40 protein-coding genes are annotated in these 23,171 nt (G+C 43.9%); 39 read left to right on the top strand and 1 reads right to left on the bottom strand.

Annotated elements, in window-relative coordinates:
• The first annotated feature begins 106 nt into the window (after positions 1–106).
• From ACK8P5_RS26720 to ACK8P5_RS26575, 30 genes are all read left to right on the top strand, one after another.
• The gene (locus ACK8P5_RS26720) at positions 107–628 is read left to right on the top strand and encodes a hypothetical protein (protein ID WP_422661719.1); all 522 of its coding nucleotides are present in this window, start codon (positions 107–109) and stop codon (positions 626–628) included.
• 51 nt (positions 629–679) lie between these two features.
• The gene (locus ACK8P5_RS26715) at positions 680–2,908 is read left to right on the top strand and encodes a hypothetical protein (protein ID WP_422661718.1); all 2,229 of its coding nucleotides are present in this window, start codon (positions 680–682) and stop codon (positions 2,906–2,908) included.
• Between the two features lie 12 nt (positions 2,909–2,920).
• Complete coding sequence (locus ACK8P5_RS26710) at positions 2,921–4,681, top strand: hypothetical protein (protein ID WP_422661717.1); 1,761 nt, start codon at positions 2,921–2,923, stop codon at positions 4,679–4,681.
• A 3-nt stretch (positions 4,682–4,684) separates the two neighbouring features.
• A complete protein-coding gene (locus ACK8P5_RS26705) occupies positions 4,685–6,688 on the top strand; it encodes a hypothetical protein (RefSeq protein WP_422661716.1) in 2,004 nt (667 codons plus the stop codon).
• 12 nt (positions 6,689–6,700) lie between these two features.
• On the top strand, positions 6,701–6,865 hold the full coding sequence (locus ACK8P5_RS26700; RefSeq protein ID WP_422661715.1) for a hypothetical protein: 165 nt from the start codon (positions 6,701–6,703) through the stop codon (positions 6,863–6,865).
• 1 nt (position 6,866) lies between these two features.
• Positions 6,867–7,112, top strand: a complete 246-nt coding sequence (locus ACK8P5_RS26695; protein ID WP_422661714.1) for a hypothetical protein — start codon at positions 6,867–6,869, stop codon at positions 7,110–7,112.
• Position 7,113: 1 nt separating this feature from the next.
• The gene (locus ACK8P5_RS26690; RefSeq protein ID WP_422661713.1) at positions 7,114–8,307 is read left to right on the top strand and encodes a hypothetical protein; all 1,194 of its coding nucleotides are present in this window, start codon (positions 7,114–7,116) and stop codon (positions 8,305–8,307) included.
• Between the two features lie 36 nt (positions 8,308–8,343).
• Positions 8,344–8,733: a hypothetical protein gene (locus ACK8P5_RS26685; RefSeq protein WP_422661712.1), complete on the top strand. Its 390-nt coding sequence runs from the start codon at positions 8,344–8,346 to the stop codon at positions 8,731–8,733.
• Complete coding sequence (locus tag ACK8P5_RS26680) at positions 8,723–8,998, top strand: hypothetical protein (RefSeq protein ID WP_422661711.1); 276 nt, start codon at positions 8,723–8,725, stop codon at positions 8,996–8,998. The genes ACK8P5_RS26685 and ACK8P5_RS26680 overlap by 11 nt, the downstream gene beginning before the upstream one ends.
• Entirely contained in the window at positions 8,970–9,275 is a 306-nt protein-coding gene (locus tag ACK8P5_RS26675; RefSeq protein WP_422661710.1) for a hypothetical protein, read from the top strand. The genes ACK8P5_RS26680 and ACK8P5_RS26675 overlap by 29 nt, the downstream gene beginning before the upstream one ends.
• Positions 9,276–9,431: 156 nt before the next feature.
• Entirely contained in the window at positions 9,432–10,163 is a 732-nt protein-coding gene (locus ACK8P5_RS26670) for a hypothetical protein (RefSeq protein ID WP_422661709.1), read from the top strand.
• A 31-nt stretch (positions 10,164–10,194) separates the two neighbouring features.
• On the top strand, positions 10,195–10,695 hold the full coding sequence (locus ACK8P5_RS26665; protein WP_422661708.1) for a hypothetical protein: 501 nt from the start codon (positions 10,195–10,197) through the stop codon (positions 10,693–10,695).
• Complete coding sequence (locus ACK8P5_RS26660) at positions 10,676–11,359, top strand: hypothetical protein (RefSeq protein WP_422661707.1); 684 nt, start codon at positions 10,676–10,678, stop codon at positions 11,357–11,359. The genes ACK8P5_RS26665 and ACK8P5_RS26660 overlap by 20 nt, the downstream gene beginning before the upstream one ends.
• On the top strand, positions 11,328–12,374 hold the full coding sequence (locus ACK8P5_RS26655) for a primase C-terminal domain-containing protein (RefSeq protein ID WP_422661706.1): 1,047 nt from the start codon (positions 11,328–11,330) through the stop codon (positions 12,372–12,374). Before ACK8P5_RS26660 ends, ACK8P5_RS26655 begins: the two co-directional genes overlap by 32 nt.
• A gap of 7 nt (positions 12,375–12,381) precedes the next feature.
• Positions 12,382–13,461, top strand: coding sequence for a DnaB-like helicase C-terminal domain-containing protein (locus ACK8P5_RS26650; protein ID WP_422661705.1), 1,080 nt, complete (start codon positions 12,382–12,384; stop codon positions 13,459–13,461).
• Between the two features lie 13 nt (positions 13,462–13,474).
• Positions 13,475–13,756: a hypothetical protein gene (locus tag ACK8P5_RS26645; RefSeq protein WP_422661704.1), complete on the top strand. Its 282-nt coding sequence runs from the start codon at positions 13,475–13,477 to the stop codon at positions 13,754–13,756.
• Positions 13,729–13,959 carry a hypothetical protein gene (locus ACK8P5_RS26640; protein WP_422661703.1) on the top strand — a complete coding sequence of 77 codons (231 nt, stop codon included), beginning with the start codon at positions 13,729–13,731 and terminating at the stop codon, positions 13,957–13,959. The genes ACK8P5_RS26645 and ACK8P5_RS26640 overlap by 28 nt, the downstream gene beginning before the upstream one ends.
• A complete protein-coding gene (locus ACK8P5_RS26635; RefSeq protein WP_422661702.1) occupies positions 13,952–14,131 on the top strand; it encodes a hypothetical protein in 180 nt (59 codons plus the stop codon). The genes ACK8P5_RS26640 and ACK8P5_RS26635 overlap by 8 nt, the downstream gene beginning before the upstream one ends.
• A complete protein-coding gene (locus tag ACK8P5_RS26630; RefSeq protein ID WP_422661701.1) occupies positions 14,112–14,468 on the top strand; it encodes a hypothetical protein in 357 nt (118 codons plus the stop codon). Before ACK8P5_RS26635 ends, ACK8P5_RS26630 begins: the two co-directional genes overlap by 20 nt.
• Positions 14,449–14,787, top strand: a complete 339-nt coding sequence (locus ACK8P5_RS26625) for a hypothetical protein (RefSeq protein WP_422661700.1) — start codon at positions 14,449–14,451, stop codon at positions 14,785–14,787. The genes ACK8P5_RS26630 and ACK8P5_RS26625 overlap by 20 nt, the downstream gene beginning before the upstream one ends.
• Before the next feature lie 178 nt (positions 14,788–14,965).
• A complete protein-coding gene (locus tag ACK8P5_RS26620; protein WP_422661699.1) occupies positions 14,966–15,388 on the top strand; it encodes a hypothetical protein in 423 nt (140 codons plus the stop codon).
• Positions 15,389–15,390: 2 nt separating this feature from the next.
• Complete coding sequence (locus tag ACK8P5_RS26615; protein WP_422661698.1) at positions 15,391–15,969, top strand: hypothetical protein; 579 nt, start codon at positions 15,391–15,393, stop codon at positions 15,967–15,969.
• A gap of 13 nt (positions 15,970–15,982) precedes the next feature.
• On the top strand, positions 15,983–16,153 hold the full coding sequence (locus ACK8P5_RS26610) for a hypothetical protein (RefSeq protein WP_422661697.1): 171 nt from the start codon (positions 15,983–15,985) through the stop codon (positions 16,151–16,153).
• Positions 16,154–16,217: 64 nt separating this feature from the next.
• Positions 16,218–16,544 carry a hypothetical protein gene (locus ACK8P5_RS26605; RefSeq protein WP_422661696.1) on the top strand — a complete coding sequence of 109 codons (327 nt, stop codon included), beginning with the start codon at positions 16,218–16,220 and terminating at the stop codon, positions 16,542–16,544.
• 223 nt (positions 16,545–16,767) lie between these two features.
• Positions 16,768–16,983 (top strand): hypothetical protein, encoded by a 216-nt coding sequence (locus ACK8P5_RS26600; protein WP_422661695.1) that lies wholly within the window; start codon positions 16,768–16,770, stop codon positions 16,981–16,983.
• Between the two features lie 216 nt (positions 16,984–17,199).
• Positions 17,200–17,373 (top strand): hypothetical protein, encoded by a 174-nt coding sequence (locus tag ACK8P5_RS26595; RefSeq protein ID WP_422661694.1) that lies wholly within the window; start codon positions 17,200–17,202, stop codon positions 17,371–17,373.
• A gap of 14 nt (positions 17,374–17,387) precedes the next feature.
• On the top strand, positions 17,388–17,651 hold the full coding sequence (locus tag ACK8P5_RS26590; RefSeq protein ID WP_422661693.1) for a hypothetical protein: 264 nt from the start codon (positions 17,388–17,390) through the stop codon (positions 17,649–17,651).
• The gene (locus ACK8P5_RS26585; RefSeq protein ID WP_422661692.1) at positions 17,648–17,905 is read left to right on the top strand and encodes a hypothetical protein; all 258 of its coding nucleotides are present in this window, start codon (positions 17,648–17,650) and stop codon (positions 17,903–17,905) included. Before ACK8P5_RS26590 ends, ACK8P5_RS26585 begins: the two co-directional genes overlap by 4 nt.
• A gap of 16 nt (positions 17,906–17,921) precedes the next feature.
• Complete coding sequence (locus ACK8P5_RS26580) at positions 17,922–18,230, top strand: hypothetical protein (protein WP_422661691.1); 309 nt, start codon at positions 17,922–17,924, stop codon at positions 18,228–18,230.
• A complete protein-coding gene (locus ACK8P5_RS26575) occupies positions 18,227–18,616 on the top strand; it encodes a hypothetical protein (RefSeq protein WP_422661690.1) in 390 nt (129 codons plus the stop codon). Before ACK8P5_RS26580 ends, ACK8P5_RS26575 begins: the two co-directional genes overlap by 4 nt.
• Here ACK8P5_RS26575 and ACK8P5_RS26570 read toward each other — a convergent pair whose 3' ends face one another.
• Positions 18,617–18,673 (bottom strand): hypothetical protein, encoded by a 57-nt coding sequence (locus ACK8P5_RS26570; RefSeq protein ID WP_422661822.1) that lies wholly within the window; start codon positions 18,671–18,673, stop codon positions 18,617–18,619. It abuts the gene before it with no gap.
• A gap of 4 nt (positions 18,674–18,677) precedes the next feature.
• On the opposite strand from ACK8P5_RS26570, the gene ACK8P5_RS26565 reads away from it, so the two are divergent.
• The 9 genes from ACK8P5_RS26565 to ACK8P5_RS26525 all read left to right on the top strand — a co-directional run bounded on the left by ACK8P5_RS26565 (position 18,678) and on the right by ACK8P5_RS26525 (position 22,981).
• The gene (locus tag ACK8P5_RS26565) at positions 18,678–18,932 is read left to right on the top strand and encodes a hypothetical protein (protein WP_422661689.1); all 255 of its coding nucleotides are present in this window, start codon (positions 18,678–18,680) and stop codon (positions 18,930–18,932) included.
• A gap of 309 nt (positions 18,933–19,241) precedes the next feature.
• Positions 19,242–20,048: a PD-(D/E)XK nuclease family protein gene (locus ACK8P5_RS26560; RefSeq protein WP_422661688.1), complete on the top strand. Its 807-nt coding sequence runs from the start codon at positions 19,242–19,244 to the stop codon at positions 20,046–20,048.
• Positions 20,035–20,169: a hypothetical protein gene (locus tag ACK8P5_RS26555; RefSeq protein WP_422661687.1), complete on the top strand. Its 135-nt coding sequence runs from the start codon at positions 20,035–20,037 to the stop codon at positions 20,167–20,169. Before ACK8P5_RS26560 ends, ACK8P5_RS26555 begins: the two co-directional genes overlap by 14 nt.
• Before the next feature lies 1 nt (position 20,170).
• Complete coding sequence (locus ACK8P5_RS26550; RefSeq protein WP_422661686.1) at positions 20,171–20,704, top strand: crossover junction endodeoxyribonuclease RuvC; 534 nt, start codon at positions 20,171–20,173, stop codon at positions 20,702–20,704.
• 22 nt (positions 20,705–20,726) lie between these two features.
• The gene (locus tag ACK8P5_RS26545) at positions 20,727–21,572 is read left to right on the top strand and encodes a hypothetical protein (protein ID WP_422661685.1); all 846 of its coding nucleotides are present in this window, start codon (positions 20,727–20,729) and stop codon (positions 21,570–21,572) included.
• A gap of 34 nt (positions 21,573–21,606) precedes the next feature.
• Positions 21,607–22,119, top strand: coding sequence for a hypothetical protein (locus tag ACK8P5_RS26540; RefSeq protein ID WP_422661684.1), 513 nt, complete (start codon positions 21,607–21,609; stop codon positions 22,117–22,119).
• Between the two features lie 12 nt (positions 22,120–22,131).
• Complete coding sequence (locus ACK8P5_RS26535) at positions 22,132–22,449, top strand: hypothetical protein (protein ID WP_422661683.1); 318 nt, start codon at positions 22,132–22,134, stop codon at positions 22,447–22,449.
• The gene (locus ACK8P5_RS26530) at positions 22,450–22,686 is read left to right on the top strand and encodes a hypothetical protein (RefSeq protein ID WP_422661682.1); all 237 of its coding nucleotides are present in this window, start codon (positions 22,450–22,452) and stop codon (positions 22,684–22,686) included.
• A gap of 4 nt (positions 22,687–22,690) precedes the next feature.
• On the top strand, positions 22,691–22,981 hold the full coding sequence (locus tag ACK8P5_RS26525) for a fibronectin type III domain-containing protein (RefSeq protein ID WP_422661681.1): 291 nt from the start codon (positions 22,691–22,693) through the stop codon (positions 22,979–22,981).
• Positions 22,982–23,171 lie beyond the last annotated feature (190 nt).

Below are 23,171 nucleotides of genomic sequence, written 5' to 3'. Positions count from 1 at the left end.
TTAGAACCATATGTATCAGGTTCTATAACCAATCTGCTATAATGGTTCTGTTGGTAATATAGTGTCAATCGTGACACTGTCATAAAATAATGAGGGGTGACGTCGAATGTCACGGTCCATTACAGTTACGATTCAGCCGGATAATAACCCGACCGGCACACAATATCAGATCGAAAGATCAAAAGACCAGACGTTCTTTACAGGAACTCAGGTTGTCCGCTCATGGAGTACGCAGCGCAGTTATATTGATAGCGTTCCAGAGGGTTTTAAATTCTTCTATCGAGCAAAAGCGAAAGATGCTGATGGTGATGAGTCGAATTGGTCAAACGTAGTTACAGTTGTATCACCGCTCGCTGATGGTGTACTTCGGGTTACCGCGCACACAACGACGACATTGACGATCGCATGGGATGCTGTTCCGGAAGCAAAAGAGTACACCCTTAAACGAGACGCCATTCAAGTCTACAAAGGTCCTTTATTGACCTTCCAAGATACGGGGTTGTCTCCAGGTACGGATTACACATACACATTAATCTCTAGTAACGACTTCGGCCCATCAGCACCGGTTGATTTCGTTGGTAAAACAGATCTTGAACCACCGAAGATCGAAGGTAGTCTAAATCCTTAACAGAGTGGGCGATGAAAATCGCCCCCTGTTTTATATTAATGGGGTGAATTAATGAGTAAGATCCAACAATCTACATCTCCTTTGAGAGATACTCAAGAGAAAGTCTTACGTGCGTTAATTACCGATCGTCACAAAGATGATGGTGCGACAAGGGATTTTATCGAGCAGGAGATCGCCACGATCATATCAGCGATGGATGGAGGTAAACCGGCGTTAACACTCCGTCCGCAAAACGGGCTAACAAACGCCACCAATATCAATGAGGAATTCATGGAGTATCAGATTGATATCAATACGCTGTATGATCAGCTGAATCATGTTAGTGAACGAGTAAATCAGCACCAGAAACTGAATGACTCCGTCCTCAATGATATTAGTATTAAGATTCGGAAAGTAGAGGAGCAGCTGCAGGAGTACGATCAGTTGATTCGCGATCGGTCCGCGCATGGTGTATTTTTGGAAACCTTCATCGATTCCAATTCGGTGGAGAAGGATCAAAAGTATTATACGGACCGAGATGGCACACCAATTCCTCCGGCATATCGAGCGACTCTGGATGTACACAAAAACGCCCTTAAGCTACCGGTATTGTATAAGGAGAACGCTATCGTTAACTTTAACGGCCTTAAGCTTGCTAACATTAAAATAACCAAGCAGCTTGGCGGCGGTTTTATCCGAACTAGGAATCCCGAGCAAGACATTGATAAGGCCTTTGATACCTCACTTGAGACGTTTTGGAATGAAACGATCCTGACGGATTCTCCGTTCGAAGTAGACCTCGGCCTTGAATACTATGGAATTAATTTCGGGGCCGTTTGCGAGCTCGAGATTAATTTTGACTATATCTCAAAGATTAATGAGATTACATTTACACCTTTTGTGAATTACCCAATAGAGGTCGTTGCAGTTATAGCCTATACAACAGACCGTAATGAAGAATCTGGTTTTGAGATCGTCAGTCCGTCCAGCGCACTTCGAAGCAGTGAATCTGCAGATATTATTTCATTTCAATTCCCTGAGATCGTCTGCAAAAGACTCAAGATTATTCTTAATCAGAGGCATTATGTCAAACAAGATATCATCATGGATATTGAGGATAAAAGTCTGACAGACGCCTGGCTTCAATCCCAGGGCCATATCGATATATCTGCAGATAAGATATTTAAGCCGGTATATCAAGACAAGCTGGAGATTACCCCACACTGGGCCTATCTATCTAAGTTCCTCGAGGAGCGCGATGTAGTTCATGAGATTAATAAATCATCTGATGACGCTCGGCTGCAACGTACACAAGCTTCTAAATATGAATATCAATACGGGTTCTCAAACATCGCTGTTGGACGAAATGAGTATCACACGACGGGCGTTTATGTAACGACCCCTTTAATTAAGGGCAACATCCACCGAGCTTCTCTTGAGACCGTCGAGGAGCATCCTGCCTTGTCACAGATTAATTTATCCGTTACGAATATTGAATACTATCTTACGGATAAAGAGGATCCTGGCGTCAACGATTGGCACCCCATTCTTCCAAATAACGTCTCGGACATCTTCTCTGAACCGTTATTTTTCATCTTGGAAAACGGTATCTATAAGGCTGCCGCTAGATTCGCAGTAAAAAACATCATCGCAGTGCGGGAGAACGGACGCCCCCTAACCGCAGGCCGAGACTACACGATGATCGGACGAAGCATTAACATGATGAACTATAATCTGTCTAGCGTATATACAATCGATTACGTTCCAGAAAATAGCGCCTACTACGTAGACTTCCTAAATCTATACACGAGATCCGGCAAGACCCACGCGTCTACGCAGACAGACCAATTTGAAAACGTCCGGAATGAAGTTGTCTTGTCTCGAAGTCCATTTGTAGACAAGGAACGTTTAAACGCACAGGGTCTTAATTATCAACCTAGTTACCTATCTAATGAATATCTACCAATGACGGTTCAAGTCATTCTCCCTGACGGTCAACGTATTGAGCAACCAGTTGCAGTTGGTGACGATTCTGTGGGGATACTTAACATGACTAATTACTTCCAACCAAAGGTCTCGATGCTCGGTGCGTTTTCGGGTGAGAACTATCAATACCGTGTCATTGATAACGTCGTGAAATTCAATACCGAACTACCTGCAGGTTCTATCGTTACTGTCCGATATTCATATCTTACCGGGCCGATCCGGATGAAGGCTATCCTCCGTAGGAATCTACACGAGATGGATGGACTGACCCCGTTCCTGAATGAATATAAAGTTGTATTCCAGTCACTGATATAAGGAGGGTAGCCCATGTCTAATTCAATGAAAGTCAAGAACCGCACGACCGTCGTTAAAGCGAAGATGGACGCGATCCTTCGTGCCATCGCTAGAGATTATCGATCTGGTCAAATTACATCACCAGCCATGCTGCAGCATCGAGTATTTAATGACCTTAACTATTTCTACGCCTCAATTGGTCGCCCTACTTTTGATCCAATTTTCGCTTGGGGGCCTCCGTATTCTAGCGATCACAACAACATGATGACACAGATCCAGAATGACCTCTTTACGTTATATGAAGAAGTCCAACTGATGACATCGGATTTGCAGAGTAACTTTGAACAGGTTGAGCTTGAGCGACAATCTTTTGAGAACCGTCTGCAGCGACTGAATGATACGATGAAAGGTATCGCCTTAAATATCACGGAGTCAGATCGTACTATTATCTTCCGAGATTACTTCGTCGATAACGATCAATACGCAAAAGAAATGGTTAAAGGTGTACCAGCACATCTGTCTGCAAAGGAAGGACTGCTAACCTTGGCTCAGGTCGATGCTCAGACCTTTAATGAGTATGCGACAATTACGCTTCAGGACGGAAATGGATTTCCCGGCAATACACATATTGTTCGCTCCGTCGGTGGCAGCTTGAAGTTCGATGGAGAGGAAGGACTGCATATAAACCTAGCTGACGTCCTAGATGGAAATTCGGATACATGGTTTGAATACGAGATTATTGAGCCAACAGGTCAAGCCGGACTAACGACCGAGGGTAAGGGGTTCGAATATAAGGAGCCGATAAGCTGGATCACCACGAACCAAGATCCTCTTCGTTTGTCCGTCTTCATTGAAATTGATAAAGCGAAAACGATGAACTGGCTGTCGCTTTCACCATTCATTCCGTCTGATAAGGGATCTACGCCATCAAAGATCGAGAAGATTGTAATATCGGATGGCCAAGGTACAATTCACACGACCGGTCAGGAGGAAACTTTTGATGCGGAGAAAGGATATCTTTTTCCGAGGCAGAAGGTGAAGAGCGTTAAGATTGACCTCGTTCAGCAAACCGGCTATGAAACTACTATTGGCCACGTATATTTCATGCAGTTAAATAAGAGCACGACCAACGTTGTTGACCCAATTCAAAAAGTCGGAATCAGGGTACACGGTACCGGACCGTCGATTACGAACCTAGGTGTCAATTATGACACAGGGTCCTCTAAAGTTGTGTATCCGACAATAGCATACGGGGCCACTGTAGATGGGGAGGCTGAAAAGAAGCAATCGCTATTCAATTTACCTGCTACGCCAAATAACGTGCAAGCCGGCCTTGAGCAGGTCGACGCCTGGCGGTACGTCATCGGACTTCGCGATATTGATTTAGCTAGCTATCAGTATCAGACGGAGAGCGAATATGTATCTCAGCCTTTTATCTCTACAACGCCACTTAAAGAGATTGAGCTCAATATTGATGCTCAGGTCCCGGATGTCTTTTCGTCAGACGAAGCGTGGCTTGAATACTACATATCTGTAGATAAAGGTCAGAACTGGAATCCAATCCATCCGAGAAATACGTATCAGCAGAATGCCATTACAAAATACATCGTAAACTCTGGCGCACCAAAAGAGGCCCGGACGGATGAGATCGGATATATTGAGTCGCTTACTCCAGTACATGAGATTCAATTCAGGATCGTATTAAAGCGCCCAGATGACATTAAAGACTCCGGGTATTACACACCGATCGTCTACGGCTATGAGTTATATGTAACGACGCAAGAGGAGGCGTAATCGATGAGCATTAAAGAGACACAGCGTAATCTTATACGAAGCCGATTGATTAAAACCGAATTAATATCTGGAGAATTCCCTAGCGTAGATATGATCGACAAACAAATGGATACCGAGCTGGCTGACCGCACTAACGGCCTACCACTCTTTATTCATCGTCCGATCGTCAAGGGCCAGACATCTGATATGAAGGCTTACAACGCTATGCTTCGAGAGATCGATGAAGATTTACTTGTCGGGTTCGAAGAGGTTAAGGCCATTAATAATCAATTAATGGCCTTAACTAGTTACTATGAGTCAGCGAGGACAAGGGTCGAACAAGATCTTCACCGGATTGAGATGAAGAGTGAGATCGTAGCAACAAGAGCTCGCTCTCAGGCGAACCGCGATGTTGTCGGTGATAACTTTCACAACTTCACTAACATCGAGTTCACAGCGGATCCCTCTAGAAATATCCCTCGTACAGATGCCTTTGTAGACTTAAGACATTCCGAGGCGGTCCTTAATCAGGTTAAGAACTCCACAACAAAACATGATCTGTCCCCTGCAGAGGTTATTATCAAGACACTGACACCAGATTGCAGGACAGCAACTCTATCCCCGATCAAGAATGCATTCGCCGATCAGTCAGACACTGGCTGGCGTTCTGTGGTCACAGCCCCGTCTGCAGATGGCGTAGTGATGCAGATGGATATTACGCTACCTGATCCTAAGTTTGCGACAAATGTTAGCATTGATATGCAAAGCGGAAAACCTATCATGGTAACTCTGCTCCTATCTGCAGACGGAGAATATTACACAGAACTTGAGACTCGTAAAGTTTATGCTCGGCAGCAATGGGTTTACGACCGAAGAGAAGTTGCTTATCTTCGTTTTCGGTTTCACAAGATTGAGGAGGATATCGCTAACGGCACGGATTTCGATTATATCTTCGCTGCTAAACAAATCGAATTAAAAGACGATCAATATGTTAAGCAGGCGTATCTGGTATCTAAGCCTTTTCCTATCCATAACCACGACGCTATCGATTATATACATCTGGAGGCGGAAGAGTATCGCCCTCCAGGAACTCATATCCGATACTATGTCGGTCTTGATTACGATAATAACTTGATTGAGTGGCAGGAGATTCAGCCGGATACCCCAATTGAGATGAAGATGGTCCAAACACGACAGCTTGAAATTGATCCTTATACGGAGTCTTATGGAGACTTGCTTCGTACAAACTTCGGGCAATCGTTTTACTCAGTTGGTAAACTGCCATTCCGTCCGCTTCCACAATCAACACGTGTTCAGATGGGTCGGAATATGTGGACGAAGGAGACGATATCTACTAATTTCCTTGATGGTGACGATACGATTCCTCCATACCAAACAGGGGTGCAGGACTGGATTCGCGTACCAAGTTCAATGAAGGACTACATGAATATCGACAACTATCAAGATACGCTGCAGGCCAACACCTTTCAGAGATATACTACGTTCGTTTTTATTGATAACTCATTAGGGATTAGTGAGACAACCGGGACTGTTCAGGTGGGGGCAGACGCTTCATATGCGCTGTACGTAAACAGCAACAAAGCAAAGTCTATCGACGGCAGCTACAAGCTATCGTTTCGTTCCGGGTGGAATAAGGTAGAAGTCCTGACGTACTCAAGAAAAACTGGTCAGGAGATCATTTTTAACTTATATTTAAGAGAGATGAGCGATAAAATCTACGCCAATAACGAACCATTGGTTGAGGTATCTTTATACGATCTCCTCAATAACACAAGTAACAGGATCTACAATCGTTTTGCCGTAGATGATGACAATCGTATCATTGTCAATTATGACCCTAGGGATCTCGATATCCAACGTAATGGTGTGGAGTATTCCCTATCGTACCGATACTCGATTGCTGGCGTAGATCGTCATCAGATTAGACTTATGGCCATCTTGAGCAAGGAGGGCGACGACGTCACCGTCTCACCGCGACTCAAGGGTTATCAACTGGTTATCGAATAGGGGCGAATGCGGATGTCGGTTATGATCAAGTGTGATGTGTGTACGGAAGAGGAGAAGAAGCAGAAAGTGAAGCTCTATCTCTCTCATCCGATCATTTCAAAGGAACTGAGCAGATATAACAACGTCGAGATCGAGTGTATGATCCACGGCAAAGGCCAGGTTCGGGAAGTGGGGTAGAATGCGATATCCAGAAATGGTTAAGAGGAATGCGCGTTATCGGGGACCTATGGAGAGCGAGAAGGAGACTTCTCAGATACTCGATATCGGTAGGTCTATAGATATCCTGCGCTCCGAATATAAAGATCTCAAGGCTTCTATGAGCAGTTTGTTCTCATCTATATCTCAAGAATATCACGTAGACCAGCCTCAGCCGGTGGATCATATCCGCCGGTCTGCTCAGTCTACGAGAGGAGGTGAGTTATAACATGTCCAAAGCGCCTACGTACCAATCACATCAAATACGATTCCGCGACGCAACGGACTCCCATAAACAAAATGAACAGACCAACGATGTTTTCTACGATCTCATTGAGCTGTTCAATCTGGGGAATTCGCTACAAGCTGAGTCTAATAAGATCAGGGAATTCTTTGAAGTCGGATCACATTTCTCTCAGCAGCATGTGAATCAGATGGAGATTGAACTGGATAGACTGAGGGATCGCGTAAAGGAGCTACAGAGCTCAGGCAGAGAGTATACACGTACTATTCAACCGTCTGAGATGCAGGCCGACAACGACGTACCAGAGCATGAACGGGCGCTTATTGATAAGGTACATAACTTAGTTACACTTCGTCCATCTGCCAAATCAAATTCTAAGCTCTATCTATACGATGAAGTAAACAACGAATACATCGTACCGTCGACCCTATCGTACGACATATCTCCTGCTGCCGACGGAGTGACGATCGTCGAAAATGACTTCTCGGACGCTCTGACGCCAGACGAATTCAAATTCTGGCATCGTAAGTATAATTACAACGTGAATCAGCAAGAGGCTACGTGCCAAATCGTACTTAAGCTTCCTGACAACATCATATCCAGCCGTGATATCAACATGATCTACGTTCATCCTTTCCCACTCAACACAATGGATATCATGAATGTAGAGTATCAATTGAATGGCGGCTGGCGGCAACTCCCTGGCTTCAAACCGATTGAGCGAGCTGGAGATGTGAAGTTCTGCTTCTCGCCAACAGGGATGAGTGAGATCCGCTTGACGCTACGACAGACGATGTTTATTCAAAAGGGCGGACGTAACGTTTTCCACATGGGTCTTCGGGATATCGGCGTTTTCTACGACGACTTTCAAAGTACGATCGGTCGCTTCGATGCCGACGTCGATCTGAATGAACGATTCCTTAAGAAAGAAATTCTATCTATTAAGCCGATCTTCCAAAACGACGGATCTTTGTCACTACATCAGTCGGATATCCGTCAGGTTTCATTTAAGGTCTACGAGGTGGACGATACCGGAAAGACGATCTACAAGGCTGATCGGTTCCCAATCCAAGTTGACCATAATAAGATTCGGCTTAAATGTATCATTCAGTACGATCGGAATACGAAGGCGACCCCGGCCTTAACCGGAGTAGAGTTGACGTTCAAAGGCGACTCTTAAACCCCTTGTGGGGAGGTTTTACCAATGCACAATTTCATGAAGTGGATTAAGAAACATCTATTCATTAATTTTAAGATGATCGAGACCGCATTAATCGCACTTCTACTCTGGTGGTCTTTCATCTTGATCCTCCCGATGGACACCTTTGGCACGAGTTCATCTTATCAGGCGATGGCAGGTATCGCACCAGAGGAGGTGTGGTCTGCAGGCTTTTTCATCGCTGCGACGTTTAGTTTCGTCGGGATGATATACGAGCGAAAGAACATTAGATTGGTTGGCCTTATCACCGGCTCGTTCTTATGGCTATTCGTCTCAGCTATGATGGCGATAGGCAATATCGCAACGACCGGAACAGGTACCTACTTTGTAATCTTTTGCTTAAACACGTTTGTCGTGTACAAAGTAGGTGAGCAGTATGGACGCTAGTATCCTTGTAGCTATCATATCTGGTGTTGGCACTATTTTAGTCGCTGCCGTTGGGTTTATGGGCGCTCAAAAAGGAACGTTGGCTTCGGCCGAACAGAATTTTAGAACGACAATCATCCAGGAAAATGAAAAGTTAAGAAAACGTATAGATGAACTTGAAGGCGAGAATAGGGTTCTTCAAAAGGGACTTCTCGAAATGCAGACCGCGATGACAAAAGCAGGGTTGGTGAGTACCGATGAGGAAGAAAAGAAAGAAGACGAATAATTATTGGTCCAATGGTCTTTCTGTCGATGAATCTCGTATCAGTACACTAATCATTCTGTCCTTGGCTTTCTCGATACTGGCTATATACATGACGGTCCGAGTCGGAGATATTCCAGCTAACTTGGTATCCGTCATTATCGGTCTAGTAACAGCCATCGCTGGTATCAATATTGCCGAGAGAGTCATGTCTCGTCGACCTGTTCCGGACCCTGCCCCAGAAGATATTCATGATCGACAAAACGACGATCAGAGGGGCGGAGATGGGCCAACTATATAACATCATTTTCTTCATTATGTAGGCGGCCGATAATGGCCGCCTTTTCTGTGTGTCATTCCTGACACTGTCTATATTGTGTAATCTCAGAAAGTTTGCTATTTTGCGATCCTCTCGTGTATAATATCTCCATATACAGATCAAATAAGGGGTGCTAAAATGGAAGAGTCATTAGCCAGACTGCTTGACCCGGCTATATTTAATGTCCCGGTACCCACCGAGCAAAGAAAGCTTATCGATGAGCCTGTCAATTCGGACCTAATCGATAAGAATAAATACGCAAACAACTCAGAGTTCGTACCGGATTCGGTTTATCGTAGAATATTAAACCAGCTCACGAACTACCGTTGGTCATTCATTCCTTATAAGGAGCGATGGGATGACAAGTGTATTATCTTCACTGGACTCTTAATCGTCCCGGGGTTTGGTATACATACAGGTATCGGTAGTGCGAAGCTCGATAAGAAGAGTAACGAAAACGCGCTCTCTGCAGCGAAGACGTATGCATTTAAAAATGCCTGCAAAGAGATGGGTTTGGCCCCGAATGTCGGCGATGACCAATTCGATGAAATGCTATTTGAAAATGAAGTAGTGGAGTATATTGAAACGAAGAAGCAAGAGGTAGAGAAGAAGTCATCCAAGAAGAAAGCTAAGTCGAAGAAGAAGCCGACATCAAAGAAAGATACCGGGAAGACGAAGTCCAAGGCTTCTTTAAATGATCGCATCAAGGAGCTTCGAGACGCCTATGAGCTTAAGAAAGACGACCACCTTGTCGAGTTCCTACAGATCTGGGATGAAGACGTCATTGAACTGGATGATATGACGGATGAGGATTGGGATACCTTCTTCAAATACTTCAATAAAAATAAAACTGAGTTTGAAGACTTTTAAGGGTGGGGAGAATTTTCCTCACCCCTTACCTTTGGAGGTTATTATAATGCCCTTTACACACGACCCTGATGATTTTTATAATACTAACGACCAAGCCATCGATGATCTCTCCGGAGACGTACAAGACGTACACGATCGGCCCATCACTTCAACTCAAGTGGGGATAGTGGAGAAGTTACATGAAGTCATCGACGGCTTGCGATCGGGTTTAACTCCAAAGGAACTGGAAAGATCAATAAGCTATTTAGAAAGCCTAGGTTCTTATTTAGAAGTACTTCATCATGAAACAGCCCTACTTAGGGAGGTAGCAAAGGCACCAGAGAAGATGATCGACGATATAAAGCGTGTCCACAAAATTCATACTGACGCCGCGCTAGATGAGGCCAGACTAAATCATATCGGTAATCGGCGTGGTATTAATATGAAAGATTACAACACTGGGTGTATTGACACGCTGGAATTGCTTAATAGAAATCTAACTGATATTAAAGAACGACACGGAGGTTACGAATATGATCTGCTCGATCTATGATCTCGTCCATGAGTATATTAATATCGTATATCCGAACGATCGCCCCAAGGGTGAACGAAAGAAGACGATTCATCGTGAGATCAAGAATATGCTGAAATCAGGGTGGGTCGCTGATGAATTGATCGAGGGATTCAAGGCATGGGCTCGGAGACATCCGGACAAGCCGACGCTTTATCCTTCGAAGATATTTGTTAACCGATCCAAGAAAAAGAAGAACATCATTCCTGTAGGGAGATTCTTCTATCACAACCTTCTAAGGATCGCTCCACCGCCTCCTAAGCGTCATATCGATTATGACCTTGGGGAAATCACGACAGTTGGGGATATGGAGTATTATCTTGAAATGCGAGCTAGCATGACGGTCAACGATTTGGCTGATTACTATTTTAAACAGTTCGGCATGAAACCAGCGTCATCAATAAAGAAGCGCGTAACGGGTAGCCTTGGTTATCTATTGAAGAACTACGATGTCGAAATGCTGTTATTCATGATAGATGTCTCTGCAAATGAGTGTCATTCAGAGGATCTCTCGCCTCCACGGACTCCTCTTGATCTAGAGGATCATGATGAAGCCGCTCGTATGATTCGAGATACTAAACGCACGGAAGCTGTTATCTCGGGAGGGAATAAAATTGTCAGACGGAAAAGAGTGCAGAGAAGTTGAGATGGGCGTAAGTCTTCCATCTGGCAGCTGGATCCGCAATATATATAAACACGTCAGTGAGATTCCTGATGTTCGTAAGCGATACAAGAACAAAGGCGTCTACGTCTCAGCCTATCGATATTCGGACGCCAAGGATAAAGCTAATTCATTACTTTACGGAGATCCTTATATCGATTTGGATATTACGGACTTGAAAGATCCCGGAAAAGCAGATGAAGCTTTTAGTAAGATCCGAGAAGACGCGATCAAGGTGGTCTCGTACTTCTCTGCTATCTTCGGTATAGATGAGAAGATGATCAAGATTTATTATAGTGGTCAAAAAGGGTTACATGTTATCGTGCCTGCCCGTATCCTAGGCATTAAGCCGATGCAAGAACTTCATGGTATCTTCCGACTTATTGCTCTTGATGTTCATAACTTGAGTAAGAATAAAACGATTGACACTGGCATTTATGACAACGCTAGATTGTTCTCACTTCCGGGCGTAAAGCATCCGGTAACTGGTCGTCACAAGATACCACTAACGTACGAAGAACTTCGTACATTGTCATTTGATGAGATTGTTCAACTTAGCAAACAACGCCGTAAGGTTGCCTATAGAAGACCAGTATACAATCCACGAGCTGAGCGTACGTTTCGGACGTACATCGAACGATATGAGCGCGAGCAACGTGAACGAGCAAAGAAGGATAAAAAGGGATTCGAGAAGAAATTAAACTTCTGTCCACCGTGTATTGAATCTATCTTAAATCGTCCGTGCGCTGAGGGGGCTCGAAATAATACGGCTGCTGTAATGGCCAGTTATTTCAAGCAGCGCGGCTATTCCAAAGCTAAAGGATGGAAGTTAATCCGAGAGTGGAATAGCGAATACGCAAATCTAGGCATAAAAGAACTAGAAACGACATTTGAGAGCATTTATAATGGTAATTATACCTACGGGTGTTCGACGCTGGAACAGTTGGGGGACTGCCAGCGCGATAAGTGTAAGATAGGACAAGCACAGAAAAGGGGATAATTGAATAATGGACCAGGGGAAAAAGAAACGCACCAAGCCTAGACCGGAGTCTGAGGAAATTCGGCGTAAAAAGAAGAAACGCCAGGATGGAAATGGAAGGTTGGTTCTCAAGGCCCCAGACGGCTTGCATGAACATGAAGTCGAGATGTGGGAAACGATCAACGCTTTTGAACGTCGTTCCTGGTCGGATCAAGTCAAAGGGTTTACTACGGGTTTCGCCGGAATCGACGCCGCCCTAGAGGGCCTGCAGACAGGTTTCCACATGGTTGGCGGTGATTCTAACATTGGTAAGACATCTTTTATCGGTCAGATGGCCGTTAATGTGGCTACCATGAATCCAGATGCCTACGTGATCGATATGAGCCTTGACGATCCTCTTCATGACAAGATCTCTAGAATCATTGCTTCAAAAAACAGAGTCTTAATTAACGCGGTAAAGACGCCGATGAAATATTTGAAATATCCTAACATGCTTAAGCGACGTGGCGACGGATTAAAAGGACTTCGTAAGATGGTCAATTGCTACAAAGCGTATGACCAGAACCACTCGACGGATGTAGATGACATCCGCCAAACCGTTGAGCGTCACATGGTTCTCCTAAAAGAAAAAGGAGAGAAGAGACGCGTCGTACTATTCATTGATAACTTCCATGACTTAACGACATCAGCACGTGAGGCTACAGGGAGCGATAAAGCTAAGTATGATTACTTAGCTCAATACATATCCGATATGGCCACAAAGCTTGATATTCCAATTGTCTGCACGGGTGAGTTTAAGAAACTGAATGGTTTCCGCCGTCCCGGCATCGACGATCTGCGTGAGTCGGTAAAGATTAAATACGAAGCCAAATCCGTAATGCTATGTTACAACGAGGTATCCCTAAAAGGGGAGGCGGCGAGTGTATACTTCGAAAAGGCCGGAGATCCTGCTAAGCAACCTGTCTTTGAAGTTAAATTCGCTAAGAACAAATATAGCAAGTTCAAAGGCCGCGTATTCTTCGAGGGCTATCCAGAGATGGCATACTTCGTCGAAGCAGATGAGGCTTCAACCAAGAGATACAACAACGTTATCTATTCCAATGAATAAGGAGTCGATCGTCATGAAGCGTATTATACGCAGATGGTTGTGCGGATGGAGAGAGATAACTCTCAACATTTTAATGTTGCTCGGTCTTGGATCATTTGTTGCCAACGTTGTGGGGTATGATTACAGAGCGAATAGTGCTTGGACGGATTTCTTATTCGTCCTGGTGCTATGTCTCACAATTGACATTGTCTTTTATTGTTTTGGTCTGCGGTTGTTTATTACATCTCGCGGGCACATTGTTGCAAACTACTATAGGGGGACGATGAGATGGAAGAAAAAGAAAGCTTCATCGTAGGGCATGTTGTGAACGCGATAAAAGATACGCTCAACAATAAGGCAACTATGAGAGAGTTCTTAGCCCAGAAGAGTTTAGAGCTTGGTCTGCAGCCTGGTGATACTCTTACGGATGAGCATAAGAAGAAACTTACTAGAGATATGACGGACCTCATCATGAATAACGCTCGAACTAGACAGAGGATGCAAGATGGTAATGTTTAAGAAAGTTCTTGATGTACCAAAAGTGAAACTGATGACCGCAGATGAAATTGCTAAAGAGATAGAGTATCAGACCTTCGTAGCGAACCAGCGCATCATGACCCTTCTCTTAGCAGATCTTTGGGAGTTAAATAAAAATGAGGGAGCTAAAGAACATGAAAAAGAAAGATTTTAAAGGAAGCGTCGGGATAACGATGGACGCCCTAGCTAAAGTGATGGGGATTTCGCCCGATGTCGTACTAATGTATCCTTCCATTGATGAGTCTCGCGGTAATATTATTCTCACCTATTACTCGCCAGTAGATATTCCTGGTACAACAGAGATAGCCGAAGGCTGTAGAGTCCCGGTTTATAAATTCATCGAGGCAAGGGATATTGAAACATTCGATTTTGTAAGCGAGCTGATGTACTTAATCAATGAAAAGAAGTATCTATCATATCTCGGTACCAATGTCATTTCTGACACACGTCATAATGCGGGAATGTACGACGATGAAGAAACAAGAATTTAAAGGGCAAGTAGCGATTACTCGTGAGATGCTGCAGGTACTATTGGGGCTCCCCGAGGAAGTTACCGTTGAGGGAGCTATATACGACCCGCGCAGAGGTATCGTCCATGTAGTATACGACTCCAAAGAGCTCATTCCAAATCTAACTGCAGAGGTTACTGCAGAGGCTCAGGAAATACCTATATTTGACTGCCCTATGACCGATGGCATACCGACAGCATGGAATCGGGTGTACGAAGCAGTTCGTAATCAACTGATAGGTGCCGTGAAAGATGAGGACGACATTGATGCGACTGGCAGGCAGATTGAGGAGTCTAGATGACAAGGGCCACAGTTGTTTACTTCATTTACATCATACTCATCTCGGTATCCTGGAGACTGTATGAAAAGGTGAGCTTTGGCGAGGTGCGTCCCGACCTGTTTGATTCGATCATCGGCGTAATATTGGCCGTATCACTTACGCTCAATACGCTTATTATCAGGACCATGAGGAGGAAGTAATGAACGATCCTTACTTAGATTACGGGGTTGCCATTCATCGTCTGACGGAAGAGTGGCTAAGCTACGGCAAGATTATCATCGCATATGATTTTGACAGCACAGTTTTTGATTATCATAAGGAGGGTCACGAGTATCCCGAAATTATAGGGTTACTGCAGCGAGTTCGTAATCACGCTCACTTCATTGTCTTCACGTCGTGTGATCCGGAGAAGTATGGCGAGATCGGACGCTATCTAAGGGATAATGATATTCCGTTCGATACGATTAATGAGAATATGCCTTTCATACCTTTTAACGGTCGTAAGGTATACTACAACATACTTCTTGATGATCGTGCCGGCCTATCTAGCGCATATTTCATCCTAAGCCAGGCGTTCGAAATGGTATCTCAACTGTCAGAATTGACACAAAAGGAGGAATAGATTTGACTTGTATCGTTGGGTTGGTTCACGATGGTGTAACGTATATTGGTGGAGATTCACTCGGATCTAATGGATATAGCAAGACGGTCAGAAAAGACAAAAAAGTCTTTCACCTGAAAGATATTGGCAACGCGGTAATGGGTTATACATCCTCTTTTAGAATGGGTCAGCTTCTTATGTATGGGACTGGGCTCATCGACAGAAGGGACGCAAATGACGTCGACCATGAGTATCTTGTCACAAAGTTCGTTCCAAAGGTCATCAATCTATTTGAGCATGGTGGATACTCCAAAAACGACAGTGGACGAAAAAGTGCTGGAACATTCTTACTTGGGTATAAAGATCAATTGTATAAAATAGATTCCGATTACCAGGTCGGCGAAGCGCTAGAAGGATTCGATGCTTGCGGATCAGGCGAAGATTTCGCTTTGGGGTCATTATATAGCACCAAAGATAACGAGGATCCTGTAGAACGCATCAGGTTGGCACTACAGGCTGCAGCTAATTTCAGTGTAGGCGTCGCTGGTCCGTTTTACATTATTAATACCCAAGATAATGAAATGAAGATGTTTGAAGGTTAAGGAGGAAATACCTATGCAAGAAGTTATTATCGGTCAATCACAAGCAAAAAAGCTTGGAGAAATTATGGAGATGCTAGCTAACAGCGGAATTGATTCAATCACACGCAATGAAGCAGCTGAACACTGTATTGACTGGGTGCATGAAATGATTAAAGACAAAGGCTTCAAAGTCAGACCTAAATAAATTTCTCATACGTGTCAATTCAGACAATGTATAAGGGAGTAGATTTGGATGAGGGACGATAATAATGCTATCGCTTTATAAAAAATATGGCGTTAAAAAATACTTGATATACAGGAGGTATTATAGAAAAAAACTAAAAGGAAAAGTCACTGATAGCTATATTGACATTTCTCAACTCTACTATCCAGAAGATGTGGGGACAATAGAAACAAGAACCATGAAGAGTGGGAAAACGGGGCGTTATGAAATAATTAAAGTTGTAGGGATTGATGATTTTGGAAGTGAGAGCATTCATAAAGATTTTATTGGCTACAATGATACTAAGCCAATTCGTGAATGTACACTAAAAGAATTTATAGAACTATACGATGGTTTTTTGAAAGTTAAATAGCGGTGTCAATTCTGACAACATATTGTGTAGTAACTATATGTAGTAACTAACTATGTGAAAAACCAGAGACACTTTATGTAACTGGAAAACATTGAGACATTTACACAAAGTCTGTATTTTGTGCATATGTCCAGAATTTTAGCTTGAGCCCTTGCGTATCAAGCATTTGTATATGATGTGTCACAATCTATGGTTTTAGTTGGAATGAACTTGGAGGTTTCGAATGACTGAAAATGCTATCTTCCTCATCACTATTCTCGTTGCTGTCGTTCTTGTCGTATTCCTTATATGCCTGAATAACTATATGTGTTTTCGCTTAGATCGTAATCGCCCCAAACTCCTTACGATACTTTGCACCAATCGTCAATTTGATCACTGGGTTGAGAAGATAAAAGACGATCCTTCGGTTGGCGATCGTATGTATCACGATATTTCATAGGAGGTGTTATTTTATGTTGAACTTCCCTACCGCTATCACGCTATGTCTGCTTATGGTTTACGTATTTGACTTGCTGAATCATCTTATTACGGTAATTTCAGAACATCGAGCAAAAGTTAAAGCTAGCAATATCAGCGATGAATCAATTAGAACTCTAATTGATGAACTCAAAAAAGAGGGCTCCATCATCCCTCCACCCGGTACGGAGGTGATAAAATGCTCAACTGGCCAACAGCGATCGTCATAGTCGCTATCGTGATTACGATTGGCGCAGTCGTTTCTTCTATCGTTGGTATTGTTGTTAATCACAATAGACCCATCGCTCGTACTTGCAGTCGATGCCAGCAAGACATTGAAAATGCTCAACTCAGATATAAGACCGACTATTAGGAGGACCTATAACAATGATAAAAGCACAGGAAAAGAATATGGAATTATCTAACGGATGTTCTATGTACGACCCCTGCCCCATTTGTTTTAAATGTAAGGCTAAGGCTTCTCACTTGTACGTACGCTGCTTTGATTGCCCAGTAGAGTTTTGTGGCCATAGTGAAAAACAACGTGCGATGTTAATTCGCAGAGAGAACTTCGCGATCACGGTCTCCAAAGAGACAGAACGCAAGATCGCTGAATGGACCGAGCAAAGAAAGCGAGATGAAGAGAAATGAGTTCAATGTTTAAACGAGCGCCTATCGGGAATCGGTACAACGAAAAGCGTGTTAAAGAGATAAAACTGCTAATAGAGCAAGGTGTTGACCCACTTACCGTTACTCTATGTGATACAGGCGGATGCATCCAAATTGGCTGTGCGGACCTAGCCGAATACGCTGAATATACCGGAGGTCCATTTACATATACTGCTACCGCCTTCGGTTGGAATGGAGATGATCGATATGTCGTCGAGATCCCCCAACTATCCTAATAACCATTCAAGGAACGTGTTAAATAAACACCGTAAAGCTCAAGCTGATCGGCTGCCTGATAACCTGCAGCGTAAGGAATGGACGAACTATGACGACTACCTCCGCGATCAGAAACGGATCCATGAAAAGGTCTTCTCTCGCCCTGCCCTGTTCTGTAATCTTTGTGGTTACCCGATGGATTACCAGGGACACAAGATGACGGAATGGGAGGAAAAATGGAGTACACATGAGGTATGTAAAAAGAAAATGAATAACTTCCTCGATCGCGAGTCTGGTATCTTGAGGGATCGTAAAGGAAGCTCACCAGGGAGGCCATCAAAATGAACGTAGCTCTAAAGGTCGGTAGCCTGCTCGACCAAGATTCAAACCCTAAAGAACATTTACTCGATATGATTAAGGGGTTGAGGAAGCGTAATTTCACTTTCTACGTTACCGCATCCACTCCGGACCTCGTTAGATTGATTGCGGCAGGTGTCTACTCTCATATCGAAACTAAATCGTACGACGACGATACGGCGATTGACGTCGTTATTACAGACAGTGTAGATGAAGCACATGAGTGTATCGCCGAAAATACTCCCGTTCTATTGTGGGATCGTACAGACACCTGGATCAAGCCGACTGCCTCATGCAGTGTCGTATCAAACTGGTGGGATATCTACCAACACCTATGTACAATTCAGTCCCACCACAAAGGCTGGATACGATAATCAAGCTACTTTATTATTAAACAAATGAAAGGTTGATAATATAATGAATAAACAAATCTTAATGATAGTTATGGACGAAGTTGGGTTTCATCCTGGTAGCTCTAATGATGATACACCCTGTGTAAATGTATCGACCCTTGGCGTCAAGAAGCTTTTTGACGATCCTATCCGTGGTGACATACGCGGCCAGCAATACGATCAGGTCATGATCCCCAAGGCACTATCGTTTAAGGATCGAGAAGATGTCTACAGTCTCGTATGGCCAACCCTCGGTCATCATTATGATTTTATTCGGCATCGGATAGTTTACTATTAAGTAATGCAAAGGCGTGATTATAATGATGGCCGAGTACGACAGTATCGTAATAATTGAAGATGGTTGCCAAGAATTTAAGCGACACATAATGGAGTTTAATAGCCTCGATTTCGCGTCCGTAGTAATGACAGTCGGGTATCAGAGGATTCTTACTTCGGTTGACTCAATCGACGGAGGGCTCAGGGGCCGCAGGGGATCTTACTTACTTATACCTGATAGTCTCTCTGATGAAGAGAAGCAAGCGATTTACGAGCGTGTATGGTACGTCTTAATCGGCCAGCCTACGTCGAATAACAGGGTGATCTACTATTGAATATCAGTGTTGATGAAGTCTTAGACTTTGTAGCATGCTCTGCTCTGCATCAGTTCAGGTATATTGACATTATCGATGTCTCTAAGACCGCGAAGCTTAAGCGTGCGAACCGGCAATCCATAATCGAACAATACGATAAGGCGCTCCATAAGGCGGCGTCTTTCCTATTTCACTCGATGCAGCAGGGCGTCTACCCTGGCCTCCACCACCTCTCGAAGAGATGGGGATATTTATGGGTACAGCCGCGATCCGAGCAAGAAGACGTACGTTTCCGTGAGGCCAGCTGGCGAGATACACATGAGCAAAAACGCAAAGAAGGTTGGATTAAACTTTCGAAATTATGGGAGCATTACCGGGATCAGAGCTTCACACCGATCATGATTGACTATCAGTATACCCTCCCCATCGGAAGACATACGCTAACTGGTGTAATTGATTTGGTTCGCGTCGTTCGCGGTGGGAATGGTCGTGAGCACATAGAATTGGTTGAGTTTCTGCAGGACGATAAATCGGCGCCATTTCTTCACGCGAAGCGCGATTGGCGCGTTACAGCAGCTGCGTACGCGTTTAGGAAACTAATGAATGTCACCGAAGAAAAAATAGTGTATCATGGTCTTATAAGCGGCAAATTAATCCAAACGTCCCGGCAAGAGGACGACTTCAAGCAACTCGAAAGACTGCTTGATTCCATTGAAAATATGAGGAAGATCGGCGTCTCAATACCGGTATTTAATGAGCGTTGTCTTACCTGTACATATCAAAAACATTGTGAGAAGGGATGGTACACCGATGCTAAAAATTAAGAACGCGAGCGGCGAGGAACTGATGACTCTTCATGACGACGGCACAGAAGACATCAAAGATCAAAAGCTCAAAGAGCAAATGGAACAAGGCGTAAAAATCACCGAACAGGAAGATAAATAATATGCTAGTGTTAGGGATAGACGCCAGCCCATCGACCACAGGCTTTGCCGTTTATGACAGTGTCAAATCTGACTTTGTTCATATAAGTAAGGTTCGAACAAAGATCAATAAGTCCACACCAACATCTGCCAAGCGCAGATTGAAGATATGCATTGAATTAAGCTATCTCTTGTGGCAATATGATATCGATGCTGTCGTGATTGAGGATGTCTATATTAGTCAGCTCTCCTCTGCTCTACCTCTGGCTATGCTTCGCGGTTCTATCGAGCAAACACTTTTCGATAACGGATTCTCGGACTTATACTCCTACACTGCATCACAAGTAAAAAATGTGATTACTGGAAACGGGCAGGCTTCAAAACAGGAGATGTTCGATCATATCGTGTATCGGTTTGCAGATAGTCCAGTTGTTAGAGATGCCCTGGGTACTGAGCTAAAGAGTAAAGACAATAATGAGAAAAACGAAGACATGGCTGATGCGTGTGGCGTCGCCCTTACCTTTATATTAAATCCGACGGTAGCCAAAGTCGCCTGATCCATTGAAGGGAATACTGGCCATGAAGAAATTAACCGCCCAAGAAGTAAATATCTTAATATCTGCATATCAAGAGGACAATAGCAAAGATGCGGCGGCGCAACTCCTACGCTGCTTCGACGGCTATTTTCAGAAATTTATAAATGTATTGAGAAATCATAAGTTCAATATGAACGACGGCACACAGCGAAGTTTTGCGGCACTGTACATGCATCATCCGGAGATCCGTAACAACGTTCACCTATTCAAGAAAAGCCCTTATATGCAGCGACAGCTGCGTACTACGGTGATTTGGATTGCTGAGCGGTACGCTCAATGTTCTAGAGAAGAATTGATCAATGAAATGCATGTAGTCTTCCTATCCATGGCCAAAAACCATAACTGGAAGGCTCCTTTTCAAAAATATATCGCACGATGGTTCCCTGTTGAGTTCTCTAGATCAATCAAAACTTGGAGCCCGGATCCACGAATCGTATCTATCGTTCCATTTGATGAGTCGCATTACGAGCCTCAATATGAAATGGAGATTGATATTGAGGATGATATGGATCACGCATACCGTATCCGATCTACTGAGGATACGATGTTCGATGAAAACTGGGTAAATGGCCTTGATTGCGGTGAAGTCTTCTCTCATCTCACAACTTATGAACGTCGTATTATTAAATGGTATTACGAGCAAAAAGCACTGAGTCGTGATGATCTATCGCCAGAGGATTACAACCATTTAAAAGCAACACTGCGTATGACTGAAACCGACATCGCTAGTCGTCTCGGATGCAGCAGGAAAACCGTAAATGTGAAGCGCAACGAAGCCAAGGAGAAAGTCAGGGAGATTGCTCAAAGACTGCGGCTTATAAAAGGGTAGCCGCCCTTACCTTCGCATAACGGATGTGGTCATCATGAAGAAGACTACGATATGCATCGAGTGCGGTGAGTCGGTAACTTATAAAACGAACCGCCCAAAACGGTGCGACAGATGTAGAGATATTAAGGAATCATCTTTTCAACACAAAAAGCGGAAGCCGCAACGGTCGAAGAAGGAAGCTAAGCTGCAGGAAGTTTTAAACGACCTTCTACCTGCAGCTGAATATATCGACAATGGATACTATTCATGGTTGATATCCCCTAAGGGCTCTCCTCTTCAACTAGATCGATACTATCCTACTTTTAAGATCGGATTCGAATTTAATGGCAGGCAACACTATGAGTTCAATCCGTATATGCATAAAGATCGTGCCGCCTTCGACTATCTGCAGTCTTGTGATCGTCGTAAGCAAAAGGGTTGCGACAAGCGTGGTGTTACCTTAATTACAATTAAGTACAACAAGATTATTACGAGAGATTACATCCTCACCCGTCTTAAAGAGGCTGGCGTAATGAGCATCATTCGTCAGCACATTAAAATGCCGTAGGAGGCGATTCTATTGTTAGCACATAACACTGCCGGCGTCAAAGTCGATCCGGGTCACGAAACAGAGATCACGAGCTGGACTGCCGACGGACTTTCCTATCTTATAGGGTTTACGGGTACCGGTTCATTCTCCGGCGAATTCCGTCTCTACGTCGGTGTTCAAGATCCTAATCCTGTTTATGTTTATATGACAAGCCCGGGTAATCGGACTGCTTACATTGCAGATCGCGGCTCGAAATTACCAGCCGGCACGAAAGTCTCACTCAAAGTCGTACACGAAGACGCTACTGACGCTCAGACGTTCAAAGGAACGATATTAGGTGGTGTTTAAATGAAATGGAATGAGCCCTACTCCGAACAGGACACCATTAAGATACTGTCCCAAAAATCTCTAATCACCCTAAATCAAAAATATGATCCTGGGAGCGGAGATATTATGGTATTCGTTAATGGATCTCTGGCGGTAAAAAATGCAGATTACACAGAGTCCGGCCCTTGGTCCTTACAGTTTTCATTCGATCTTATGCCTGACGATACCGTCGTCGTCCAGCACCAGAAATTGTGGTGATCGTATGATTTACTTAGCGCAAAGCCTTATCTCTATTAATGATCGCTCCGTTGAGCTTCGGTGGAATCGTAACCTTGAGTCTGATCTTGCCGGATACATCGTTTACATGAGTATTGCAGATGAAAAGCATTTCGAACGGGTCACTCCGGTGCCGCTTCCGGAACCCGTCTTTGTCTCCCCACTCTTGAGACCAGATACAAGATATTACTTCCAAGTTAGTGCGATCGACAGCAGCGGAAACGAATCTCCGCGGTCGCCGGTCGTAGAATACAGTCTCCCAGACTACTCCATTTGAGGATGCCATTAGGCGTCCTCTTTTCTTTTTATCCGCATCGTACCTATGACGCAATTAAAAATTTCGTTTTCGTTCACATTTCTTCTGTGTATATAGACCCAACTTCCGAATAGCCCCTTTCTCGGACCATTCTCATGTGCTATGATGATAAACAGATTCTTCGAGCGTAAAACGCTTCACAACAAGATCT

This window comes from Paenibacillus sp. EC2-1, from assembly GCF_049311625.1.
Taxonomy (GTDB): Bacteria; Bacillota; Bacilli; order Paenibacillales; family Paenibacillaceae; genus Paenibacillus_AQ.
Note: the sequence above shows the minus strand (reverse complement) of the source record. Positions and strands in the feature narration are given on the sequence as shown.

What these genes read in the sequence shown, in the direction of transcription:
- ACK8P5_RS26720 (WP_422661719.1), top strand. Translation starts at nt 107, where the DNA reads ATGTCACGGTCCATTACAGTTACGATTCAGCCGGATAATAACCCGACC.
- ACK8P5_RS26715 (WP_422661718.1), top strand. Translation starts at nt 680, where the DNA reads ATGAGTAAGATCCAACAATCTACATCTCCTTTGAGAGATACTCAAGAG.
- ACK8P5_RS26710 (WP_422661717.1), top strand. Translation starts at nt 2,921, where the DNA reads ATGTCTAATTCAATGAAAGTCAAGAACCGCACGACCGTCGTTAAAGCG.
- ACK8P5_RS26705 (WP_422661716.1), top strand. Translation starts at nt 4,685, where the DNA reads ATGAGCATTAAAGAGACACAGCGTAATCTTATACGAAGCCGATTGATT.
- ACK8P5_RS26700 (WP_422661715.1), top strand. Translation starts at nt 6,701, where the DNA reads ATGTCGGTTATGATCAAGTGTGATGTGTGTACGGAAGAGGAGAAGAAG.
- ACK8P5_RS26695 (WP_422661714.1), top strand. Translation starts at nt 6,867, where the DNA reads ATGCGATATCCAGAAATGGTTAAGAGGAATGCGCGTTATCGGGGACCT.
- ACK8P5_RS26690 (WP_422661713.1), top strand. Translation starts at nt 7,114, where the DNA reads ATGTCCAAAGCGCCTACGTACCAATCACATCAAATACGATTCCGCGAC.
- ACK8P5_RS26685 (WP_422661712.1), top strand. Translation starts at nt 8,344, where the DNA reads ATGAAGTGGATTAAGAAACATCTATTCATTAATTTTAAGATGATCGAG.
- ACK8P5_RS26680 (WP_422661711.1), top strand. Translation starts at nt 8,723, where the DNA reads ATGGACGCTAGTATCCTTGTAGCTATCATATCTGGTGTTGGCACTATT.
- ACK8P5_RS26675 (WP_422661710.1), top strand. Translation starts at nt 8,970, where the DNA reads ATGAGGAAGAAAAGAAAGAAGACGAATAATTATTGGTCCAATGGTCTT.
- ACK8P5_RS26670 (WP_422661709.1), top strand. Translation starts at nt 9,432, where the DNA reads ATGGAAGAGTCATTAGCCAGACTGCTTGACCCGGCTATATTTAATGTC.
- ACK8P5_RS26660 (WP_422661707.1), top strand. Translation starts at nt 10,676, where the DNA reads ATGATCTGCTCGATCTATGATCTCGTCCATGAGTATATTAATATCGTA.
- ACK8P5_RS26650 (WP_422661705.1), top strand. Translation starts at nt 12,382, where the DNA reads ATGGACCAGGGGAAAAAGAAACGCACCAAGCCTAGACCGGAGTCTGAG.
- ACK8P5_RS26645 (WP_422661704.1), top strand. Translation starts at nt 13,475, where the DNA reads ATGAAGCGTATTATACGCAGATGGTTGTGCGGATGGAGAGAGATAACT.
- ACK8P5_RS26640 (WP_422661703.1), top strand. Translation starts at nt 13,729, where the DNA reads ATGGAAGAAAAAGAAAGCTTCATCGTAGGGCATGTTGTGAACGCGATA.
- ACK8P5_RS26635 (WP_422661702.1), top strand. Translation starts at nt 13,952, where the DNA reads ATGTTTAAGAAAGTTCTTGATGTACCAAAAGTGAAACTGATGACCGCA.
- ACK8P5_RS26630 (WP_422661701.1), top strand. Translation starts at nt 14,112, where the DNA reads ATGAAAAAGAAAGATTTTAAAGGAAGCGTCGGGATAACGATGGACGCC.
- ACK8P5_RS26625 (WP_422661700.1), top strand. Translation starts at nt 14,449, where the DNA reads ATGAAGAAACAAGAATTTAAAGGGCAAGTAGCGATTACTCGTGAGATG.
- ACK8P5_RS26620 (WP_422661699.1), top strand. Translation starts at nt 14,966, where the DNA reads ATGAACGATCCTTACTTAGATTACGGGGTTGCCATTCATCGTCTGACG.
- ACK8P5_RS26610 (WP_422661697.1), top strand. Translation starts at nt 15,983, where the DNA reads ATGCAAGAAGTTATTATCGGTCAATCACAAGCAAAAAAGCTTGGAGAA.
- ACK8P5_RS26605 (WP_422661696.1), top strand. Translation starts at nt 16,218, where the DNA reads ATGCTATCGCTTTATAAAAAATATGGCGTTAAAAAATACTTGATATAC.
- ACK8P5_RS26600 (WP_422661695.1), top strand. Translation starts at nt 16,768, where the DNA reads ATGACTGAAAATGCTATCTTCCTCATCACTATTCTCGTTGCTGTCGTT.
- ACK8P5_RS26595 (WP_422661694.1), top strand. Translation starts at nt 17,200, where the DNA reads ATGCTCAACTGGCCAACAGCGATCGTCATAGTCGCTATCGTGATTACG.
- ACK8P5_RS26590 (WP_422661693.1), top strand. Translation starts at nt 17,388, where the DNA reads ATGATAAAAGCACAGGAAAAGAATATGGAATTATCTAACGGATGTTCT.
- ACK8P5_RS26585 (WP_422661692.1), top strand. Translation starts at nt 17,648, where the DNA reads ATGAGTTCAATGTTTAAACGAGCGCCTATCGGGAATCGGTACAACGAA.
- ACK8P5_RS26575 (WP_422661690.1), top strand. Translation starts at nt 18,227, where the DNA reads ATGAACGTAGCTCTAAAGGTCGGTAGCCTGCTCGACCAAGATTCAAAC.
- ACK8P5_RS26565 (WP_422661689.1), top strand. Translation starts at nt 18,678, where the DNA reads ATGATAGTTATGGACGAAGTTGGGTTTCATCCTGGTAGCTCTAATGAT.
- ACK8P5_RS26555 (WP_422661687.1), top strand. Translation starts at nt 20,035, where the DNA reads ATGCTAAAAATTAAGAACGCGAGCGGCGAGGAACTGATGACTCTTCAT.
- ACK8P5_RS26550 (WP_422661686.1), top strand. Translation starts at nt 20,171, where the DNA reads ATGCTAGTGTTAGGGATAGACGCCAGCCCATCGACCACAGGCTTTGCC.
- ACK8P5_RS26545 (WP_422661685.1), top strand. Translation starts at nt 20,727, where the DNA reads ATGAAGAAATTAACCGCCCAAGAAGTAAATATCTTAATATCTGCATAT.
- ACK8P5_RS26540 (WP_422661684.1), top strand. Translation starts at nt 21,607, where the DNA reads ATGAAGAAGACTACGATATGCATCGAGTGCGGTGAGTCGGTAACTTAT.
- ACK8P5_RS26530 (WP_422661682.1), top strand. Translation starts at nt 22,450, where the DNA reads ATGAAATGGAATGAGCCCTACTCCGAACAGGACACCATTAAGATACTG.
- ACK8P5_RS26525 (WP_422661681.1), top strand. Translation starts at nt 22,691, where the DNA reads ATGATTTACTTAGCGCAAAGCCTTATCTCTATTAATGATCGCTCCGTT.